The 21,741-nt window shown below is 64.3% G+C and carries 13 protein-coding genes; 9 read left to right on the top strand and 4 right to left on the bottom strand.

Features of this window, described 5'->3' with window-relative positions; all coding sequences use genetic code 11:
- Nucleotides 1-8 precede the first annotated feature (8 nt).
- On the bottom strand, nucleotides 9-1,193 hold the full coding sequence (locus KA261_12825) for a DUF401 family protein (protein MBP7698686.1): 1,185 nt from the start codon (nucleotides 1,191-1,193) through the stop codon (nucleotides 9-11).
- A gap of 24 nt (nucleotides 1,194-1,217) precedes the next feature.
- On the bottom strand, nucleotides 1,218-1,727 hold the full coding sequence (locus tag KA261_12820) for a flavin reductase family protein (protein MBP7698685.1): 510 nt from the start codon (nucleotides 1,725-1,727) through the stop codon (nucleotides 1,218-1,220).
- 347 nt (nucleotides 1,728-2,074) lie between these two features.
- On the opposite strand from KA261_12820, the gene KA261_12815 reads away from it, so the two are divergent.
- The 8 genes from KA261_12815 (at nucleotide 2,075) to KA261_12780 (ending at nucleotide 12,587) form a co-directional block, all read left to right on the top strand.
- Nucleotides 2,075-3,889 (top strand): PKD domain-containing protein, encoded by a 1,815-nt coding sequence (locus KA261_12815; GenBank protein ID MBP7698684.1) that lies wholly within the window; start codon nucleotides 2,075-2,077, stop codon nucleotides 3,887-3,889.
- 550 nt (nucleotides 3,890-4,439) lie between these two features.
- Complete coding sequence (locus tag KA261_12810) at nucleotides 4,440-5,279, top strand: hypothetical protein (protein MBP7698683.1); 840 nt, start codon at nucleotides 4,440-4,442, stop codon at nucleotides 5,277-5,279.
- A 15-nt stretch (nucleotides 5,280-5,294) separates the two neighbouring features.
- On the top strand, nucleotides 5,295-6,938 hold the full coding sequence (locus tag KA261_12805) for a hypothetical protein (GenBank protein MBP7698682.1): 1,644 nt from the start codon (nucleotides 5,295-5,297) through the stop codon (nucleotides 6,936-6,938).
- 71 nt (nucleotides 6,939-7,009) lie between these two features.
- On the top strand, nucleotides 7,010-8,125 hold the full coding sequence (locus tag KA261_12800; GenBank protein ID MBP7698681.1) for a hypothetical protein: 1,116 nt from the start codon (nucleotides 7,010-7,012) through the stop codon (nucleotides 8,123-8,125).
- Between the two features lie 218 nt (nucleotides 8,126-8,343).
- Nucleotides 8,344-8,760, top strand: coding sequence for a hypothetical protein (locus tag KA261_12795; protein ID MBP7698680.1), 417 nt, complete (start codon nucleotides 8,344-8,346; stop codon nucleotides 8,758-8,760).
- 13 nt (nucleotides 8,761-8,773) lie between these two features.
- The gene (locus KA261_12790; protein ID MBP7698679.1) at nucleotides 8,774-9,985 is read left to right on the top strand and encodes a hypothetical protein; all 1,212 of its coding nucleotides are present in this window, start codon (nucleotides 8,774-8,776) and stop codon (nucleotides 9,983-9,985) included.
- A gap of 64 nt (nucleotides 9,986-10,049) precedes the next feature.
- Entirely contained in the window at nucleotides 10,050-11,423 is a 1,374-nt protein-coding gene (locus KA261_12785; protein ID MBP7698678.1) for a hypothetical protein, read from the top strand.
- 207 nt (nucleotides 11,424-11,630) lie between these two features.
- Complete coding sequence (locus tag KA261_12780; protein ID MBP7698677.1) at nucleotides 11,631-12,587, top strand: Gfo/Idh/MocA family oxidoreductase; 957 nt, start codon at nucleotides 11,631-11,633, stop codon at nucleotides 12,585-12,587.
- A gap of 96 nt (nucleotides 12,588-12,683) precedes the next feature.
- Here KA261_12780 and gatD read toward each other — a convergent pair whose 3' ends face one another.
- Nucleotides 12,684-14,069 carry a Glu-tRNA(Gln) amidotransferase subunit GatD gene (gene gatD / locus KA261_12775; GenBank protein MBP7698676.1) on the bottom strand — a complete coding sequence of 462 codons (1,386 nt, stop codon included), beginning with the start codon at nucleotides 14,067-14,069 and terminating at the stop codon, nucleotides 12,684-12,686.
- Complete coding sequence (gatE, locus tag KA261_12770; protein ID MBP7698675.1) at nucleotides 14,066-16,075, bottom strand: Glu-tRNA(Gln) amidotransferase subunit GatE; 2,010 nt, start codon at nucleotides 16,073-16,075, stop codon at nucleotides 14,066-14,068. The genes gatD and gatE overlap by 4 nt, the downstream gene beginning before the upstream one ends.
- 520 nt (nucleotides 16,076-16,595) lie before the next feature.
- On the opposite strand from gatE, the gene KA261_12765 reads away from it, so the two are divergent.
- On the top strand, nucleotides 16,596-21,689 hold the full coding sequence (locus tag KA261_12765; protein MBP7698674.1) for a hypothetical protein: 5,094 nt from the start codon (nucleotides 16,596-16,598) through the stop codon (nucleotides 21,687-21,689).
- The last annotated feature ends 52 nt before the right edge of the window (nucleotides 21,690-21,741 follow it).

Below are 21,741 nucleotides of genomic sequence, written 5' to 3'. Positions count from 1 at the left end.
TTTGGCCGTCACTGCGCCAGCAGCACACCGGCGATCGTCAGCACAATCCCCAGCACGGCGGCCGTGGGCGCGGCGTGCCGCCGCATAATCTTCCGCACCGGCACTTTGAAATACTCGCTGGTGACCACCAGGCAGGGGTGGACCGGCGAGATCATGTATCCGAAAAACACGGCCGCGTAAATCAGGGCAAACACTGAGGGCGTCACCGACCCCGCGCCGGCCAGGTAGATGGGGAAGATGATCGAAGACGACAGGTCCACCCGGCCCGTGCCGAAACCGAGCCCGAATCCGGCGGCCAGCGCGAGAATCAGCGTCGGCAGCGGGAGCGCCGCGATCAACTCCCGAATGTCCGAGGCCACGAAGACGTTTACGTAGAGGAACATGCCGATGATTATGAGGGCAAAATTCCAGGGCCGCGCCCGCCGCGTCAACGCCGTCAGATCGATCCGCTCCCGGCTCAGTCCCGCCGACAGCCCGAACGCCGTCACCGTGCCGATCACGGTCGCCAGGTTCCCGAGGCCGGCCGCCCGCTTGAGCGTGAAATCGAGCACCGGGGCCGCGAGCACCACGGCCAGCGGCAGCGCCAGTTCCGCCCACGAGAACCGCCCCTCTCGGCGCGTCGGCCCGTTCACCTGGCGGAGGTAGAAGAAGTACCCCAGCACCACCGACAGCAGCGAGCCCGGCAGCAGGTGCAGCATGGCCGCGTAGACATCGACGCCGGCGATCTTCGACGAGGCGATCAGGGCCGGGCTGAGCGGATAGATCAGAATGAAGAGGTGGCGGAACCAGTTGTTGATCGCCGCCTTCAACTCGTCGGGGACGCCGCCGCCCGCTTTTTCCACGATCGGCGCCGAGAGCAGCGCGCCTCCCGGCATCGGCAGAAGCCCCATCATCGAGGCCGACAGCGGCAGCAGCCAGCGCTGGCGCACGCGCAGGTTGCGCACGAGCGCGTCCACCTGCCCGCTCTGCCGCATCGCCCCGCCGATCATCGGCACCATGGCCATCGCCGCCGCCAAGAGGAGCACCGCCGGATCGGTGAGGGTGAAGGTTACGCGGTCGGCGAACACGCTCCACGGCAGGGTGGTCAGGCCGAGCACGAAGGCCCCGGCCAGCAAGGCCGCCGGCATGGTGCGGCTGGCGACCGCCAGAATGACCGCCAGCGAGATTCCGAAACCCAGCCACGTCGTCAGCATCCGGCTCTCACCCGCTCCCTGCTCTCACCGCCGGAGGCACGTTTCGATCTGCCCGATGTACATGCGGTGGTAATCCCGCCGCGGATATTCCTGCTCGATCGCCGGATCCAGAAAGCGCGCCGGGTCGAGATCGTGCGTGTAGACTTTGCGGCACTCGAGCACGAGGCGCGCCTCCGCAAAGTAGACCGACCCGCGCGGCGAGGCGATTGGCGTCAGGCCGATACCGCCCATTTTGTCAAAATCCCGCCCCGACCGGCGGCCGCAGAGGTTGAGCACTTCCCGGTAGCGCTCGTCAAAAAACGTCAGAGTGAAAAACTCGTGCCGGTTCATGAACTCATACGTGTAGCGCGTCGGCCGGACGAAACAGATGGCGATCTTCCGATGCCATAGCTCCCCCACCCCGCCCCACGAGGCGGTCATCGTGTTGAACGCCCCCGGCCCGCCGGCCGTGATGAGCATCCAGTCGTCGGCGATCAGTTTGAAGGCATTGTCGGGAATGTCATAGACTGTGACGGGTCGAAGTTTGTCGGTCATAGCGGTACCTTCCTCACCCCGCCGGTCCGCAGCCTGCGGGATCACACACCAGCGCGGAAAGTACCGTGCGGACGGTCCCAAGACAAGCCCTTTCTCGCGCCGCCGCCGGCTGTGGGCGGACCCGGCGCTGTTCGATGCGGCGGTGGAACGGTCGGCTACGCTGCCGCCAGGAACTGGCCGCGCCCCACGGGACCGCTTTTTTGTTTACAAAGGCCCGGTTTCAGGTATATTAAGAATCAATAACGGTCCCCTCGCGCCGCCGCCGCTGATCCGCCGCCCTCCGGGGGAGGCGTCCTGACGATCAGCCGGTGTGGCCGGCTCGCGCGAACTGCGAAAGGACGACAGTGATGTCACACCCGTTGCGTTTCCTCCGCCGGCGGAATCTCGCCCTTGGCGCTCTCCTTCCGGCTCTCACCCTTCTTGCTGCCTCCTCGTTCGCTCAGCTCACGGCCGAGGACATCGCCCGCATGCAGCAACAGGCGGCCCGGGAGGGCTGGACTTTCAAGGTCTCCCAGAATGAGGCCACCCAGTATCCCCTCGAGCAGCTCTGCGGCCTTAAAGAGCCCCCCGGTTGGCGCGACTCCGCGCGGTTCGTCCCCTTCGACGACAAGGGGCCGCTCCGCCCCCGCTTTGACTGGCGCGAGACGGCCGGCGGCCTGCCGCCGGTGCGCAACCAGGGCAGCTGCGGCAGTTGCTGGGCTTTCGGGACCGTCGGGCCCCTCGAGTGCAACATCAAGATTCAAGACGGCGACATCGTGGACTTGTCCGAGCAGTGGCTCGTGAGCTGCAACCGCATGGGCTGGGGCTGCGACGGCGGCTGGTTCGCCCACGAATACCATCGCTGGTCCAAGGATGCCTGCGACAGCTCCGGCGCCGTCCTCGAACAGGACTACCCGTACACGGCCTCCGACGCTCCCTGCGCCTGTCCGGACCCTCACCCCTACAAGATCCGCGACTGGGCCTTCATTGACTCCCAGTCCGGCGTCCCGAGCGTCGGCGCCATGAAACTGGCCATCTACGAGCACGGTCCCATTTCCGTGGCCCTCGCCGTCACTTCCCCCTTTCACGCCTATTCGGGCGGCGTGTTCAACGCCTGTTCCGAAGGCACCATCAACCACGCCGTGACGCTCGTCGGATGGGATGACACCATGGGCGACTATGGGGTCTGGATTCTGCGCAATTCGTGGGGACCGGGCTGGGGGGACAACGGCTATATGTACATCGCCTACGGCTGTCTCCAGGTCGGGTACGGCGCGTGTTATGTCGAGTACTACGGCGGGGTGTCCTTCTCGGCCGATGTCCAGTCGGGCTGGGGGCCGCTGACGGTCAACTTCTCCGGCCGCTCCGGCCTCAACCTGACCGACTGGTCCTGGGATTTCGGCGACGGCCACACCGGCGCCGGCCAGTACACCGCCCACACATACACGACTCCGGGGAGCTTCACCGTGACCGTCTCCGCGTACGATTCTCTCGGCGGCCTGCGGCAGATCTCCAAGCCCGGCTTCATCGCCGCTCTCGCCGACACCGTGCGGCCGGCTCACCTTGCCGGATCCGTGAACAGCGTCATCCAGGTCCCGGTCTGCATTCGCAACAACGCCCCGGTCCAGTCGATCACACTCCCGCTGACTTACGGCGGGCCGGTCGACCTCGTACTGGACTCCTGGTCCACCGAGGGTTGCCGCACCGACTACTTCGCCTCCGTCGCCCCCACCTACTCCCACCCGGAGGCAAAGCAGGCGACCCTGCTCCTGCTGTCTTCGACCGACGGCTCCCAACCCTTCCTGCCGCCCGGCGAGGGGCCGATCCTGAAGCTCTATTTCAGTATTCCGCCGCAGGGCAACTACGGTCAGGTTACCCCGCTCGATGTCAGCGGCTACCTGCAATTCTCGCCGATTTTCCACTCGCCGACGTTGGACTGGAACCCCGTCCCGTTGGCCGGCAGCGTCACGCTGCTGGCGCAGCCGGGTGATTGCGACGGCCGCACCGGCCTCACCATCGGCGACGTCACTTTCCTGGTCGGATTCCTCTTCCGCGGCGGGCCGGCGCCCGATCCGGCGGAGGCGGGCGACGTCGACTGCAGCGGCGCTGTGGGGATCGGCGACATCACCAAACTCGTCGCCTACATGTTCCGCGACGGCCCGGCTCCCGTGATGTGCGAATAAGGTCTGAAAGTCATGTGTCAAGCGAAAGCGGAGCTGTCGGCTCCGCTTTCTTTTTTGGCTCTTCCTCCGAACCTTCCCCGAACTTCGCGACACCGTCGAAGATCACCTTGAAACTGGTCAAGATAGCCTTTAATAGTCAATTCTCATTGTTTTCACTTGTGCCGGCCATCACAAAGCGGTACATTGCTTGTCAAGAGGTTGATCCTATACTTGACATTACTGCAGGGAGCGTGGCCGTGCTTGTTGGCGCTTAGGAGCCAATGGGTTAGGCCAAATTATCCATGAGTCTGATTCCGGCTGTCGCCTGCGCGCGCTGCCTCAGACAGAGCGAGATAAACGCCGCAAAATAGGTATTTTTTACTTGCTTTAGTAACCGACTAACCGATATAAAAAAGCAGATGACAGTGAAATGACATTTATCAGCAACCGCTCGAGGTGCGATATGACCGATGCCAACGGGCACAGAGCCCGTTTCCAGCGCCTTATGATCCCACTGCTGGTGCTCCTGTCGGCGGGCCTCTTCGCCGTCGGCCGAACACAGGACACACAAGTGGATGACGAGACCTGTCTGACTTGTCATGAGGGTTTCGATGCGCATCTGAGGATCACGGCCCATCGCCTTCGGTCCGAGACGGACAAGCCGGCCGCCGACCTCGCCTGTGCGCGCTGCCACCGGGGAGCGGCGGCGCACGTCGATGACCCCTCGGTGCAGACGATTGTGAATCCGGCGACTGCCCCAGCGGCCGTACAGACGGAAATCTGCAGTGCCTGCCATCAGCCCCACACCGCCTCCGGCCAGGCCGGGATCGACCCGCACGCCGGGCTGAATCTCGCCTGCACCGACTGCCACAGCATCCACGCCGGGACGCCGGCGCTGCTCATCGATGACCGCGCGGCGTTCTGCGGCAAGTGCCATGTCGCCCAGGTGAACGATTTTCGCCACCGGTCCAACCATCCGCTGACGGATCAGATGGTCACCTGCCTGAGCTGCCACGACTTCACGCTGAGCGGCGAGACGATGTACGGCCACGGCGCCTCGGCCGCCTGCTACCGCTGCCACCCCCAGGAGAGCGAACCGCATCCGTTCCCGCACGAGGCGGTGAATTCCTTCTCGACCGAGGGTGACGGCGGCTGCGTCGCCTGCCACCGTCCCCACGGCAGCCCGAATGACCGCCTCCTCGTGCAGACGGGCAACCATCTCTGCTTCCAGTGCCATGCCCTCCCCGCCGCCCACCGGACCGCCCACGAGGGGATCGGGGCGCGCTTCCAGTGCCTGGAGTGCCACACCCAGGTCCACGGCTCGTACAGCACGCGCTCCCTGCTGGATCCCAACCTGGGGGCGGATCTGCCCGACGGCCCCGAAACCTGTTACTGCCACGGCGTGGAGTAAGAGAGGAGGATGCCCATGAAGCTCTGCATACTGACTCCGGCGGTCGTTGTCCTGGTGAGTCTGCTTGCGCCGGCGCCCGCATTCGCGGCCGACTACAGCGGCACCCTGCGCGCCGGGTACGTGTACTCCGATGAGGACGGCAACCGCGGCGTCTTCCAGCCGACCTACAACCTCTACGAGGGGGCGGCCCTCTCCCTGAAGGATTTCTACTATGCCTTCGACAACGGCCTGCGCCTCTATGCCGACCTCGACAACGTCACCCTCAACGACCGTACGATCCTGGTCGGCGCGACCAAGGCGCGGCTGTTCGGCCTCTCCGTCCGCAACTCCCAGTACCGGCGGACTTACAGCTTTACGGCGGACCGTTTCACCCGGCGGAATGCCACGCGGACGGACGGCTGGCTGCAGGCCCTCCCCTGGCTCAAGCTTTTCGGCGGCCTGGGGTATGTCGACAAGCACGGGACGGTCGTCAAGTCGGTCGCCGCACCCCCGCTCGGTCTGCCGACTTACCGGGTCGATTACGATCACTTCTTCTACAATGCGGGCGTGACCGTCGGCGGGAATCGCCGCTTCGCCACCCTGGAGTACCGCGGCTCGGACTTTTCGGACGGTCCCAGTCTGACGGCGACCGACCGGGCCTCGCGGCGCTACCGCCTCACGGCCTACGGACCCGTGCCCGGTTTTGAAAAGCTCGTCCTCCACGGCGGCGCCCAGCGCTTTGAACATTCACTGACGACCCGCGACGACAGTCTGGTTGCCACCACCGTCTGGGGCGGTGGGCGCTATTCGTTCGGCGACGGGTGGGGCGTCCGCTACAACGCCGTGTGGAACCGTGCCCGGTCCACCGATGACCTCGCCAGCACCGACAACATCACTCACGCCGTCTTCGGCGACAAGCGCTTCGGCACGTTCGCCGGCGCCACCGCCGGTTACCGCTACCGGTACAACGACGACATCCGCAACGAGCGCCGGGCCGACGGTTTCGTGGTGTCCGGATGGATTCGGCCGGTTCCCGCGCTGACGGTCCGGGCCGGCTACGGCGCCGACATGCTCGACACCCGGGCCGGCGACCCGCTCATCCGCGAGGACGAGACGACCCGGGGCTGGGCCTCGGTGAAGTATCGCCACCCCCGGGTCACCTGGCAGGCCAAGGTGGAGCATCAGTCCCGCGACCGCGTCCTGGACGACCGCTCGCTCGATGAGGGGGGCGGCATTATCAACGTGACCGCTTCCGACACAACCATCGCCACCGAGGTTGATTTTGTCCGCGTGGCCTCCGACCTGACCGCCGACCTGCCCCGCTACGGCCAGGTGTCGGCGTCGTACGCCTACTACCACGGCGACTATGCCAACGCCGGCGGCGACTGTTTCGCGTTCGAGGAACACGTGGTCTCCGGCGATCTGCTCACCGCCCCCTGCCGCGGCTTCCGGGTCGGGGTCGGCGGCCAATACTACCGCACCCGTCTCGATCAGGACATCGAGAGCTTCAGCCTGCGCCTGCGCGGCGTGTACGAATTCCTCAAGCACTACGCGGTGGAGGCGGTCTACGCGGCGCACAATTACGATGACTTCGCCGATCTGGGCGGCCTATATGACCAGTACTACACGGCCAACGTCGTCCAGGTCAGCCTCGTCTACGATTTCGGCGCCCAGCGGTGAGCGCCGCGGCCCGATGAATGAGCGAACACATGATTGCGCATAATAAGAGAAGTCTTCCCATGGAGGATGCCATGAAACACACGACCTTGCTTCTGTTGGCTCTGGCTGCCCTTGCCCTGTGCGTCGCCGGCTGCGATCGGGAAATCACCGGCGACGTGGAAATGGTCAACCAGCCGGCGGCCGGCTGTTTTGACTGCCACAGCGATCAGGATTTTGACCTGGCTCAGGTGGCCGCCCAGTACGACCTGTCCGCGCACGCCCACAGCGCCACGGTGAACGAGAACCGCCTCAACGGTTCCCAGGGCTGCGAGCGCTGCCACACCAACGAGGGCTTCGTCGCCTTCGTCACCGGCGTCCCGGCCGACGGCGATTACTTCACCAATTTCGCCTGCTTCACCTGTCACGCCCCGCACAGCACGGGCAAGTTCGGTGTCCGCGTGGAGACGGCGGTCACGCTGGAAAATGGCGCCGAGTACGACGAGGGCGCGTCCAACCTCTGTGCGACCTGCCACCACTCCCGGCGCAGCGTGAACGTCTACATCACCGACCCCGAGACCTTCGGCAGCACCCACTGGGGACCCCACGGCAGCCCGCAGGCCGACATGTATATCGGCACCAACGGGTACGAGTACGACGACTGGGACTACAGCCCGTCCCGCCACCCCAGCGTCATCGAAGACGGCTGCGTCGCCTGCCACATGGCCGATCCCGCCCTCTGGGCCCCCGTCGGCGGCCACACCTTCAACATCGCCGGTGAAGTCGAAGTCGAGGATGAGCCGGGGATGTTTGAAGAAGTAACCAATTTCGCTAACTCCTGCGGCGGCTGCCACGAGTCCTTCGCCACGATCAACCCCGTCTTCCCGGCCGACATCGACTACGACTACGACGGCACCTCCGAGGGCGTTCAGGACGAAATCCACGGTCTTCTCGACAGCCTCGGCGTTCTCCTGCTCAACGCCGGCCTGGTGATCGAGGAAGACGGCCTGCTCGAGCCCGACCCCGAGGTGACCACGTCGGCGGACTCGGCCGGGGCAGTCTGGAACTACCTGTTTGTTGAGAGCGAAGGCTCGCACGGCATTCACAACACCAACTACGCGGTGGCCCTGCTCCAGTCGGCAATTGCCTACCTGGCCGGCGATACCGGTCCGGCTTTGGCCGGACGGCCCTCCCTGTTCTCGGCCCACTGACAGGTTTCGTCCCGCTTTTGCGCGAAGGCCCCTCCCCCCGGAGGGGCTTTCCCGTTACGCGTCGTCAATCTTTGCGATTGGGGGCACTACCGCAAAAAACCCCAGAAATAGTTTGGAATTTGGTCAAATGTACCTTATTATCAAGTATTGGATACAGCCGCGATCCGCTCGTCGCAAATTGAGTTGTGCTGAGACTCGCATCGCGAAAGGAGACGTCTTTGGGAATTCGCTCAGTGCTCTCGGTTGTGTTTCCGATACTCGTCAGTGTGGCATCCGCGACGGACACCCCGGCCCCTGTTCCTGCCGCCCCTCCTGCCGCTCCGATTCTCTTTGTCGATTTTGACGGCGATGGCATCAATGACAATTTCGTCGACGCCAATCGCGACGGTATCCCGGACGAGCCCGAGCCGATTGCTTCGACCGCCGGCATCTTCTCCGGCGACACCCGGTTTGCCTCTCCATCGTTTGCCCTGGCGGCCCGCAACTCCGATGTTTTCAACCAACGGCTCAGCCGCCTGACCTGCCTCACGCTCAACCGCGGCGGGTTTGGTTCGGCCGAGAATTTCGGTCCCGGTAACGGCATCAGCGCCGGCGCGGTCAGCAGCGGCACGTGCGTTGGCGGCGTGTGCCACTGAAAGGCGCGGAAACGTGAAACCTGCCTGTCTCGGCCCGGCCGTTCTTCTGGCGGCGCTCGTGCTGTATCCCCCTTCCTCGCGCGCGGATGCGGAGATCGAATTCGGCCTAAACAACGGTTACACCAACAACCTCCTGAGCGAGGCCTCGGCCCAGGACGATGCTTACTCCACAGCCCGCCTCACCGCCAGGTGGTACCCCCTCCCCCAGCTCCAGCTCAGCCTCGGCACCGATTATACCTACTACAATAACGTCATCGGCCTCGGCAACAACACCCCGCGCGCCGGCTTGATCTGGGTGCCGACCGACCCGGCCGGCCGCCTCACTTTCTACCTTGAGGGCAACACCAGCGCGCGCCGGTATCGGGCCGCGTACTCCTCCTACAGCACCAATGAAGGCTACTTGAAGGGCTCGGTCGGATTCCGGCTCAACCCCCGCTTCCTCCTCCGATCGGGGATCAAGTTCAACGGCACGAACTACATAACCCCGGACAGCACGACCGATGCCGACTACGAGCAGTACGAGCTCTTTGCGGGCGTCAACATCGCTCTTCCGTGGAGTAACTCCTTCGATCTTGAAGCCGGCCTGGGCCAGACCAACTTTGCTCTGATCGACGCGGCCAAGAACCCGGATTTTCAGAACCCCTACGCCGCGCCCGGCGTGCAGTGGCCGGCCACCAAGTTCCTTGAGGATGGAGACTTTCGTGCTCTCTACGTCTCTCCGCGCGTCTCGCGGCCGCTCGGAGACAAAACCGGCATCAGCCTCACCTACGTTTACCGGCAGTTCCTCGATGTCGACGAAGCCGTGGTTCTCGGCATCACGACCGACTTCCTGTCGCCGTGGACAAGTTTCTTCGACGGCTCCTCGCTGCAACTGCGCATTAAGAGCTATGTGATTTCCGATTTCATTCTGACCGGCGGCCTGGGCTACTGGGATAAGACCTTCCTGCGCTCGACTGAGGTGGTAGTGGACACCATTCCGACGCCCCGCCCCGACGACCCCGACCGCGTCCGGATTGAAACGCGCTGGGTGGATCCCAAGGACGCGACCGCCCGCGAAGACGACATGACCCGGCTCTATTTTGGTCTCCAGCGCCCGTTCACGTTCCGCGGCGGATTGTACCTCGAACCCAGCCTGGGCCTGGAGTACATTGACAATCGCTCCACGCGCGACAATTTCGACTATTCGACCACGGCCGTGACCTTCAATATCCTTGTCCGGCCGTGAGGCCGTTAACGGTACCTTGGCAACAGAACCACCGATTGTCCGATTGACGAGAAAGGATCCCGGAATGAGTACCCGCAACCGTCAGGCAGCCCTTGCCGTGCTGCTGTTGTGCCTGTTCGGCCTTTCGGCCGGCGGCGCAGACGCTGTCAACTACAGCGTCGCGAACAGGGGGCGCGTGGCCGACAACGCGTCCGAGATTATCATGCCCGCCGACGGATCGCCCAAGGCGCCCTTCAGCGGCGCCCTGCGCCTCTATGTCGTGGAGCCGGAGTCGCGCTGGGACGACGCCGACGGACTCCCCTACCACTTCGCCACCATCGACATCGCCCTCGACACGTCCATCGCCCTCAACGACGGCGACCGCTATGTCCGCAGCCGCTTCTGGGAGGGGACGACCTGGGCGATGACGGAGCAGAATGCGATGGTGATCGCGGTGCTGTTTGAGGGCACCCCGCACACCGCCTACAGCGATCCGCCGTCCGGCGGAGTCTTTAACGCGTACTACGCGGAAGCGGCGGCCTACGCCCGCCCCGGTTTCTGCGACAGCAACAACACCTCCGGCAACTCCACCCACACCGTGTTCATCGAGGAAGGCACGGCGGTCTGGTGTCCGTATTGCCCGGATCCGAACTACTGGCTCTACTACGTCTATAACCAGGGCGTCCTGAACTTCATCTATACGGCTCTGGTCGACGACCGCAACAGCGACGCCCAGAAGCGGCTGGATTCCTACAACATCATTTACTTCCCGACCTGCTACCTTGACGGCGGCAACCAGATCCTCATCGGTGGCTACACCGCCGCCAGCTACTATCAGAATGCCATCGCCGCCGCCGACAGCCGCGTCGTCAGCGGCGCCAACGTCATCGTGAAAGTCACCTGGATGGGCAACAGCGATCTGCAGGTCGACTACGCCATCGCGAAGGGGACGCCGCTCAATACCGGCACGGCCAACCCGGGTCCGCCGACCGGCGAAGTGGAGCCCCTCATCGGCACTCCCCATCTGTACACCACGGGGGTGACCGACCCCGAGGGGGATCAGATGTGGTACCAGTTTGATTGGGGCGACGGCGAGCAGTCGGCCTGGCAGGGCCCGTACGCCTCCGGCGACCCGTGCTCCCAGTCCCACCAGTGGGCGGCCGTGGGCGCCTATGACGTCCGCGTCAAGGCGCGCGATCTGTGGCTGGCCGAGACGGCCTGGTCAGATCCGCTGACCGTGAACGCGCAGTGCTGCCAGCTCCGCGGCGACTTCAACTCCGACGGGGTCGTCAAGGTCGCCGACCTGACCGCCCTGATCAATTACCTCTTCCGCGGCGGCGTGGCGCCGGTCTGCCTCGACCACGGCGATACCTCCGGTGACGGCACGATCAAAGTCGGGGACCTCACGATTCTGATCAACTACCTCTTCCGCGGCGGTCCCGCCCCGGCCGCCTGCTGAGCGGCATCGGACTCCGCGGACCATCGCCTTCGGCGGGGTCTGAAAGATCCGTCGGGCCACCCGCGCGTTGCGTGGATGGCCCGGCGCTTTTTTGTGACGGCGGCCGCCCCGACCGCCGCAATTTCGTCCTTGCGCCTCCCGCGAGGGGCCGTTTATTGGAGGATTGACAGACCACTGGATCGTTACGGAATCACGTTGAGGAACTCCATGCCCTACAACTTTGCTCTCACCGGCGCCTCCGGGTATGTCGCCCCGCGCCACCTCAAAGCGATCAAGGAGACCGGCAACCGCCTCATCGCCGCCGTCGACCCCCACGACAGCGTGGGCATTCTCGACGGCTATTTCGACCGGGTCGCCTTCTTCACCGAGTTCGAACGCTTTGACCGGCACATCGAGAAACTGCGCCGCCTCGGTTCCGAGAAGGCGGTGCACTACGTCTCCATCTGTTCCCCCAATTATCTCCACGACGCGCACTGCCGGTTCGCCCTCCGGGTCGGCGCCAACGCCATCTGCGAAAAACCGCTCGTGCTCAACCCGTGGAACATCGACGCCCTCAAGGAGCTCGAGGAGGAGAGTGACCGCCGCATCTACACGATCCTCCAATTGCGCGTCCATCCGGCCCTGATCGCGTTGCGCGCCCGTCTCCAGGCGCAGCCGGCGAACGCCAAGAACGACGTACGCCTCACCTACATCACCTCGCGCGGTCCCTGGTACCTGGTTTCCTGGAAGGGGCAGATCGAGCGTTCCGGCGGTTTGGCCACGAACATCGGCATTCACTTCTTCGACATGCTCATGTGGTTTTTCGGCGGCGTCCGCCGCTCCGCCGTCCACCTCGCCAACCCGCTGCAGACGGCCGGTTTCCTCGAACTCGACCGCGCCCGCGTCCAGTGGTTTCTCTCGATCAACCAGGATGACCTCCCCGATTCGGCCAAGGCCAAGGGACAGCGCACTTACCGCTCCATCACTATCGACGGCGAGGAGATCGAATTCTCTGAAGGCTTCACCGACCTTCACACTCTGGTGTACCGGGAGACGCTCGCGGGCCGGGGGTTTGGCCTCGAGGACGCCCGCCCCTCGATTGAACTGGTGCATGACCTGCGCGCGGCGGTTCCGGTCGGTCTCAACGACGACGCCCACCCGTGCGCCCGCCGCTGCGCCCCGTGACGCTCCCGGCCGATTGCCCTCAATAGCAAAGCCGCCGGTGGCTGGCCGGCGGCTTTCGGCGTTTGAGGTCTGACACGCGCCGAGATCCCCGCTCACTTACTTGTGAATCTTCTTCAGGAACTCCTCCACTTCGGGGACGCCTCCCTGGAAAATCAGGTACCCGTTGTATGGCTCGCGCGGCGTAATCTCCTCGGCGATCGGCGTCAGCATCAGCCGTTTCACCTCGTTCAGGTCCTCCGTCTGGCCCAGCGCCCACCCGAGTTTGATGTACGCCACCTCGGGCAACATGTTCTCGGCCGGGATGATCCCGAGGCTCATCAGGTCGCGCCCCGTGTCGTACACGAACATGTGGACGTACCCCCACAGCGTCTGCACCGTCATGTAGATCGCGATGCCGGCCTGGGCCGCCCGCTCGATCGCCGGGTACACCGGCTTGTTGATGTGCCCCAGGCCCGTGCCCGCGATCACGATCCCCCGGTAGCCGTTCTCGCGCAGGGAGTCGATGATGTCCGGCCGCATGTTGGGGTAGTAGTAGACCAGCGCCACCATCTCCTCGAAATACGGCAGAACCTTCACCTGCCGGTCCCTCCGACGCCGGTTGTAGGTGTCTTTGAGCGGCGTGATCCGCTGCCGGTCGACCATCGCCAGCGGGGTGTCCCCCACCGTCCGAAACGTCGACCGGTACGACGAGTGCATTTTGCGCACCCGCGTGCCCCGGTGGAGCAACGCGTACTCATCGGAGGTCGGCCCGAACATGCACACCATCACCTCGGCGATGTCCGACTCCGCCGCCGTCTTAGTCGCGTGGATCAGGTTGAGGGCCGCGTCCGAGGAGGGCCGGTCGCTCGACCGCTGCGAGCCTACCATCACGATCGGGACCGGCGGGTTCTGCACCATGAACGCCAGAGCCGACGCCGTGTGGTGCATCGTGTCCGTCCCGTGACCGATAATGATGCCGTCGATCCCCTTCTCGATCTCCCGCCCGATCGCTTTGGCCAGCTCCCGGTACTGGTACGGCCCCATGTTCTCGCTGAACACCGCAAACAACTTCTCCGTCGACAGGTTGCAGATGTCCGCCAATTCCGGCACCGCCCCGTACAGCTCCCCCGGCGAAAAGGCCGGAATCACCGCCCCCGTCCGGTAGTCCAGCCGCGACGCAATCGTGCCCCCGGTCCCCAGCAGCTTCACATGCGGTTTCCCCGGCGAAACCGGGAACTCCTTCTCCGGAATCTTGTAGTGGGCCTCCTTGTACCCGCTCTCTTTCATGTCCAGGATGGTGGCCACGTCGATCCCGATGTTGTACCCTGTCGCCAGCTTCAGCACCAGGTGGTTCTCGTCGTCGTTGACCGACCGGGGCAACAGAATTCCCGCGAACCCGCCCCGGGTCGTGTTGATCTCCGTCTGGCTCCAGACCCGAATCCGGTACTTTTCGAGCACCTCGCGGGCCGCCCCCCGGTATCCCTTCAGGATATCTTCCGTCATACCCGCACCTCCTCGGCGATGGCCTTCCGGAGTTTGGCGAACGACAGGTTCCCCAGCGCCTCCGGCCGCAGCACGCCCATCGCCCACCGGATTGCGGCCTCCGGGTGGCCCGACCGGCGGTGCCTTCGGAATTGGCCCACCAACCCGGGAATCCGCCCGAGCAGGTCGCCCTCGCTTCGCCGGCGGAATCCCGTGCGCTCCAGAATCTCCGCAAAACCGGCCTGCGGGTTGCGGTAGGCCGCCGGGAGCATTGCCTTGATGATCTCCCGGTCCAGCCCCTGCTCCTTCACGAAAGCGAACAGCCCGTACAGCCGTTCATAATCCAGCGGCGCCCCTTCCGAGATATTCTCGCGTTCGATGTTTTTCAGTCCGTGGCCGAGCACTTTGCCGACCCAGCGCGGCTCGTAGCTCCAATCGGACGCGATCCGCTCGATGAGCGGTGTCAGATTGCGGGCCAGCAGATACCGGTGTGCGTCCGCCGGCACCTGCCAGGTGCTCAACTGCCGCATCCGCTCGGCCACCTCGACCGGCAGGCGCCTCCGCAGTCTCTCGATCAGCTCCTCCGACACCGACAGCGGCGCCGAGTCGGTGTCCGGGTACATCCGGTCCGGTCCCGGCAGGACCCGCTCAAAAATCGTCGTCCCGTCCGGCAGCGCTTTCCGCGTTTCGTTCGGCACGCCGTCAAAAGCCATCCGGCACCGTTCTTCGATCGTCTCGATTGCCGTGGCTACGTCGGCCGGCGGCCCCCACACCAGGACCTGGGCATCCCCCGGCCCCGGTTGCAGCCGTTCGTAAACGGCCGCCCAGTCGGCCGCCGAGAGCACCAGGTCGGGCTGCTCGCTGTGCACAATATTCGGGCGCTCCAGGCAAGCAATCACTTTCACCCGCCCCTCCAGTTCGTGCGCAAACATTTGCCCCGGCTGGGTGAAGAACGAGAGTATCCCCTTGAAATCCGGCAGGTTGATGACCGCCAGCCGCCCCCCGCGTTGGCGCGCGCTCGCCCAGACCGCGTAGGGCTGCTCGAAGACGGCGAAGGGCAGGTCCGCCTGGCTGATCCGCCAGGCGGCCGGATCACCCACCCGCTCCCGCAGAATCCGGGCGATCTCCAGCAGCGCCCGCTGGCGAAACGCCTCGTTGTGGGTCAATTCCGGTATCCACTTGATCTTCGCCACCCCCTTGATTTCCACCCGCGTTCCCCCGGTGATGCTCACATTCACATCCTCTCGGGCCGCCCCGATCCCGGTCCGCACGTGACCCGTGCTCCGCGCGAGATACCGCAGGTATTGGGCCGCTTCCGCCGCTTCGTCGGGCGTCAGCATGTCCGGATATGTCACCGTTTCGATCAGCGGCATCCCCAGCCGGTCGGTCGTGTAGGTCCGGTCGTGGGCGACGTCCGACACTTCCCGACAGCTGTCCTCCTCGACGCTTAACTGGATGATCCGCACCTTCCTGGCCGCCAGGGGAATTTCCCCCTCGATGCCGACAATCGCCGTGCGCTGAAAACCCGTCGGGATCGACCCGTCCAGGTACTGCTTTCGCGTTATGTGAAGCTCGCCGACAATGTTGGTTTTCAGCAGAAGCGCAACCTCGATCGCGATTTCCAGTGCCTCCCGGTCGATCTTAAACGGCGGCGTGTCGTCAATTTCGTAGGTGCAGGCGGTCCGGTCCTTGATCCGGTAAATGATGTTCTTCTTCGTCCGCTTTTCCATCAGCGCCGTGCCGTCGTACTCCCCCATCTCCGACAGCGTCGGGCGCATGTGCCGGATGACCTCGGCGTCAAAGTCATCCCGGTGGTGGTAGATGCCCGCCGGACAGCGGCAGAAGAGCTTGCTCCGGGTAAGAAGCTGTTGATGAATTTCCAGTCCGCACTTGAACCCGAGCGCCGCATAGGTTTCCCGCGTCGCCCGGTTGCGCGGGACGTACTGCACGAGCGCGGCCGTCTGCCGGATGTTTGCGTCCGGGTCAACCGGACCGGTCTGCTGCCCGGCGATGTATTCCGTCTCCATTGCGACCACCTGTCAATCGCGCCGCCGCAGGGCAACCCGCCGGGAACGCGAGATTTCACCGACGCTGTATTCCTCTTCCGCCCCGCCTGGGGCCGCCGGCGTCCGGACAGAATAATAAAATGTCGGCTGTTTGGCAAACGATTCGGCGTGATTCTGCCGGCGCCGTCGCCTTTCCCGCGCCGGCGAGCGGCGGCCCCGGCCGGGCCGGTGCGGCCCCCCGCTGAGCTTCGACAAACGGGCCGATATATCGATTTTTTTGCTTTGCAGACGGCGTTGAATGCCTTATAATGTAGATACAAAACATGTACATCCGACCGACAGTAACCGTCCGCCAGGTTCTTGCTGTGTTTGTACATACAATGGCGATCAAGTCATCTTATCATACTCGCGTTTTTTCCAGGAGGACGTCGTGAAGAGGTATTTGCTAACTGCGTCTGCGTGCTTTGCATGCCTCTGTCTCGCCGCATCCGCCTCCGGGTTTCAAACCGTCACGCTTGCTAACAGTTCAAACCACGCTACCGTGACAGATTTGTATCGGGACGGCGTACGCCTCGAGATAGGCCTCGGGGAACTTCAGTTCCACGATGTGACCACCCCTCAGGGGGATTTTACACTGCTCAGTTTCCCCGGGAGCTACCGTTCCCAGGAGCTGGGCGCTCCCGATCTCCCCACCGTCAACCGCCTGCTCTCGGTCCCCTTCGGGGCGAACCTGCGCGTGGAGGTGATTGACGGTGAGGTCGAGGAGATCGCGCTGGCCGATCTGGGCATCACCAACGTGCTCATCCCGGTACAGCCCTCGATTTCCAAGTCCGACGATCCGGCCAGCGTGCCGTTCGAGTACAACGTGTCTCTCTACAACCAGGACACGTGGTACTCACTCCCGCAGGCCGAGGCGAAGGTCCTGGGCGCCATGCGCGCCGTCAACATCGGTTTCATCTCGATCTCTCCGATCGAGTACAACCCCGTCAAGCACGCCATCCGGGTTCACAAGAACATGATCGTCAATGTGACCTACGAAGGCGCCGACTGGGTGCTCACCGATCAATTGCGCTCCAACCTCGCCTCTCCTTACTTCGAGCCCATCTATGGGCAGATTGCGAACTATGATCAGCAGAAAGCGAACCTCCGCCACGACCTGGTCAAGTACCCGGTCCGGTACCTGATTGTCTCGCACCGGATGTTCGAAGCTCAGTTGGCTCCTTTCATCGAGTGGAAGACCCAGAAGGGCTTCCAGGTTCAGGTCGCCTACACCGACGTGATCGGCTCGACCACTTCGGCGATCAAGACCTACATCCAGAGCGTCTACGCCGACACGGTCGGGAAGCCGGCCCCGTCGTTTGTCCTCTTCGTCGGCGATGACCAGCAGATTCCGGCTTATGGCTACAGCGGCCACATCTCCGACCTCTACTTCTGCGAATTCACCAACGACAACTTCCCCGAAATCTACTACGGCCGCTTCTCCGCCCAGAACACCGGTCAACTGCAGCCGCAGATTGACAAGACGCTCGAATACGAAAAATACCTGATGCCCGATCCGAGCTACCTGGCCGAGGTCACCTTGGTTTCGGGTGTCGACGGCACCTATGCCGCCACCCACGGTAACGGGCAGCTCAACTACGGCACCAACTACTACTTCAACGCCGCCCACGGCATCACGCCGAATGTCTGGCTCTATCCCGCATCTTCTGGCTCGGTGGAAGCCGCGATTATCAACACCATCAACGAAGGTGTCGGCCTCTACAACTACACGGCTCACTGCAGCCACGAAGGACACGGCGACCCGTCGTTCACCACAAGCGATATACCGGGCCTGACCAACTACCACAAGTACCTCCTCGGCATCGGGAACTGCTGCCTCTCCAACACTTTTGGCGATGACTACTCCACACCCTGCTTCGGCGAAGCCTTCCTTCAGCTGCCTGAACGCGGCGGGATCGGCTACATCGGCGGCAGCAATTCGACCTACTGGTACGAAGACTACTACTGGGGCGTCGGCTACGGTCCGGTGGTCGGCGCCGGCCCCACCTATGAGCAGACCACCCAGGGCGCTTACGACGGTCTGTTCCACGACCACGGCGAAGCGGTGTATCACCACTATGTGACCAACGACGCCATCATCTTCGCCGGCAACATGGCGGTCACGGAATCCGGATCCTCCCGGATCGCCTACTACTGGCAGATTTACCACGTGATGGGCGACCCCTCCCTGATGTCCTACATGGGGGTCCCCTCGGTCAACAACGTCGACCACCCGGCGACCATCCTCCTCACCGCCACCTCGGTGTCGGTACAGGCTGATCCCGGCTCCTACGTGGGGATTTCCAAGGACGGCGTCCTCCACGGCGCCGCCTATGTCGACGCGACCGGCTCGGTCGAAGTGCCGATCGACGCATTCGGCGTCCCCGGTGAGGTCGATATCGTCGTCTCCTGCCAGTTCCGGCAGCCCTACATCTCCACTATCATGGTCATCGCTCCCGATGGCCCGTACTGCGTGTATGATTCCCGCACGATCACCGAGGTATCTGGAAACGGGAACGGTGTGGTGGATGGCGGGGAGAGTTTCACGATGGGGGTTCAGATCAAGAACGTGGGTCCGGACGCGGCGTACAATGTGGAGGCGTCGTTGACGACATCGGATACGTACGTGACGATCACGGACGGTGTGGAGTCGTACGGGACGATCGCGGGGGACAACGGGACGGGGTATGTGGCGGACGGGTACGGGTTCAGTCTGGACGCGGGGACGCCGGACGGTCACAATGTGGTGTTCACGTTGGCGGTGACGGGGACGAACCGGGAGACGTGGACGGGGAACTTCACGGTGAAGGTGCACGCGCCGGAGGTGGGTTTTGGTCAGGTGGCGATCAACGACGTTTCGGGCAACAGCAACGGGATATTGGATCCCGGGGAGACGGTGGATCTGACGGTGACGTTGACGAACGCGGGGACGGGCGAGGCGTTTGGGGTGGTTGCCGATCTGGGGGTCAGCGACAGCTACGTGACGGTGGTGGACGGCGGGGGGACGTATGGGTGGCTGGATTCGCTGGTGGGGGTGGCGAGCAACGGTGGTGACGTGTACACGGTGAGCGCGTCGTCGTCGTGTCCGATGGGGTACGGCGTGCCGGTGAGTCTTTCGGTGACGGGTGCGAACGGGTACACGGCGGTGCTGTCGTTCACCCTGATTGTGGGGGATCGGGTGGCGTTTTTCACGGATGATTTTTCGTACAACCAGGGGTGGACGGGCCTCGGGGGTTCGGGGGAGTGGACGATTGGAGCGGCGACGGGGGGCACGGGGAGCGACAGTTACGGGGGTCCGGATCCGAGCGTGGACCACACGGCGACGAGCGACAACGGGGTGCTGGGGAACGACCTGACGTCGGGGACGGGTGGTGACTACGCGGGGGGTTTGACGACGACGTACTGGGTGACGTCGCCGGTGATCGACTGTGCGGACTACACGGGGGTGCAGTTGCGGTACTGGCACTGGCTGGGGATTGAGAGTCCGTCGTACGACCACGTGTACCTGCAGGTGTACGACGGGACGAGCTGGGTGCAGTTGTTCACGAACGCGGCGTCGACCGACGAGACGAGCTGGACGGAGTCGTACTACGACGTGTCGGCGTACGCGGATGAGAATGCGGATTTCCAGATTCGTTTTGGGATTGGGACGACGGACGGGAGCTGGAACTACTGCGGGTGGAACCTTGACGACGTGGAGTTGAAGGGGTACAACCAGGCGACGGGGGGGACGGCGGTGTGCGTGCTTCCGGAGACGGAGGTGAGCGACAGTCTGTTGGCGGGGGGGAGTTCGTCGCAGGGGGTGAAGGTGTACAACACGGGGGACGGGACGCTGCGGATCCGTTTTGTGCCGATGGTGTCGTGGTTGGTGTGCGGGACGGAACAGAACTACGTGCCGGCGGGGGATTCGCTGGTGTTTCCGTTCACGATCACGACGGAGGGCCTGGCGCCGGGGGACCACGTGGGTTTGTTGCACTACACGACGAACGACAACCTGCACGCGTCGGGTGACATCACGGTGCGCCTGCACGTTCACACGCCGGGGGTGGAGTTCAGCGCGGGTGGGTTGACGGACAGCCTGGCGACGGGGGACGTGGCGGAGCAGAGTATCTGGGTGCGCAACTCGGGTCTGGGGGTCTTGCACATCACGTTCACGGAGAGCCTGCCGTGGCTGAGTTGTCCGAGCGGGGCGATCACGGTGAACCCGTCGGACAGCGCGGCGGTGGCGGTGACATTCAGTTGCGGGGGATTGGCGCCGGGGGCGTACAACGGGGCGCTGAACTACACGTCGGACGATCCGGCGCACGCGACGGGGAGCCTGCCGGTGTACTTGTACATATACGCGCCGGCGGCGCAGTTGAGCGTGGCGGAGATCGCGGCGGCGACGAGTCCGGGGGATTCGGTGGAGGTGCCGTTCACGATCAGCAACAGCGGTGCGGGGCGGTTGGTGTACAACCTGACCTGCCAGGCGTTCGATCTTCCGAAGACGGCCAGCGCGGCGGCGGCGGCGGAGACGGCGGTGCTTCTGGGGTACCGGTCGGCGGGGGATGACAAGGGTGACGGCGAGCAGCCGTTCTACGCGGCGGGGGGCAGGAGCCACGGGGGCCCGGACACGTACGGGTACAGCTGGATCGATTCGGACGATCCGGGTGGTCCGGCGTTTTCGTGGGTGGACATCAGCGGGGTGGGGACGGCGGTGGCGCTGGGGGACGATGCGATGAGCGGGGCGCTGGATCTGGGTTTTGCCTTTCCCTACTACGATTCGAGCTACAGCGCGGTGTACATCGGGTCGAACGGGATCCTGACGTTTGGGTCGGGATCGACGGCGCGGGTGAACACGGGGCTTCCGACGGCGGCGGTGCCGAACAACCTTCTGGCGCTGTGGTGGGACGACCTGAATCCGTCGAACGGTGGCCAGATCTACTACTACCAGGATGCGAGCCTGGGGCGGTTCATCGTGAGCTTTGTGGACATTCGGAACTACCTGTACCCGTCGGGGACGGGGAGCCTGAATTTCCAGGCGATTTTGTGGGCGAACGGGAAGATCACGCTGCAGTACCAGACGATGGATCCGGGGACGGACGCGGAGGGACTGTCGGGGGCGACCGTGGGGATGGAGAACGCGAGCGGGACGGACGGATTGCAGGTGGTGTACAACGGTCCGTACATGCACGACAACCTGGCGATCACGCTGAGCGTGGTGCGGTGGCTGTGGGCGGAGCCGAGCGGGGGGACGGTGGAGCCGTACGGGACCGCCGAGGTGGTAGTGCACCTGGATGCGGGGGAGCTGGAGGCCGGGGTGTACACCGGCCAGGTGTCGGTGACGACCAACGACCCGCTCTTGCCGACGGCGACGCTTCCGGTGACGCTGACGGTGAGCAGCTGGGTGTGCGGTGACGTCGACGGCGACGGGACGGGCCCGAAGGTGAGCGACCTGACCTACCTGGTGGCCTTCCTCTTCCGCGGCGGCCCGATGCCGCCGGTGCTCGCCGCCGCCGACTGCGACGGCCAGGGCGGCGACGCCATCGCCATCGGCGACCTCACCTACCTGGTCGCCTTCCTCTTCCGCAGCGGTCCGCCTCCCATCTGCCATTGATAATCTGCTGCGAATACCTGCCACCCCGGCTCAACAGCCGGGGTGGCGGCGC

Source organism: Candidatus Zixiibacteriota bacterium (genome assembly GCA_017999435.1).
Classification (GTDB): Bacteria; Zixibacteria; MSB-5A5; order GN15; family FEB-12; genus JAGNLV01.
Note: the sequence above shows the minus strand (reverse complement) of the source record. Positions and strands in the feature narration are given on the sequence as shown.

What these genes read in the sequence shown, in the direction of transcription:
- KA261_12820 (MBP7698685.1), bottom strand. Translation starts at nt 1,727, where the DNA reads ATGACCGACAAACTTCGACCCGTCACAGTCTATGACATTCCCGACAAT.
- KA261_12780 (MBP7698677.1), top strand. Translation starts at nt 11,631, where the DNA reads ATGCCCTACAACTTTGCTCTCACCGGCGCCTCCGGGTATGTCGCCCCG.
- KA261_12825 (MBP7698686.1), bottom strand. Translation starts at nt 1,193, where the DNA reads ATGCTGACGACGTGGCTGGGTTTCGGAATCTCGCTGGCGGTCATTCTG.
- KA261_12805 (MBP7698682.1), top strand. Translation starts at nt 5,295, where the DNA reads ATGAAGCTCTGCATACTGACTCCGGCGGTCGTTGTCCTGGTGAGTCTG.
- KA261_12815 (MBP7698684.1), top strand. Translation starts at nt 2,075, where the DNA reads ATGTCACACCCGTTGCGTTTCCTCCGCCGGCGGAATCTCGCCCTTGGC.
- KA261_12785 (MBP7698678.1), top strand. Translation starts at nt 10,050, where the DNA reads ATGAGTACCCGCAACCGTCAGGCAGCCCTTGCCGTGCTGCTGTTGTGC.
- gatD (MBP7698676.1), bottom strand. Translation starts at nt 14,069, where the DNA reads ATGACGGAAGATATCCTGAAGGGATACCGGGGGGCGGCCCGCGAGGTG.
- KA261_12800 (MBP7698681.1), top strand. Translation starts at nt 7,010, where the DNA reads ATGAAACACACGACCTTGCTTCTGTTGGCTCTGGCTGCCCTTGCCCTG.
- gatE (MBP7698675.1), bottom strand. Translation starts at nt 16,075, where the DNA reads ATGGAGACGGAATACATCGCCGGGCAGCAGACCGGTCCGGTTGACCCG.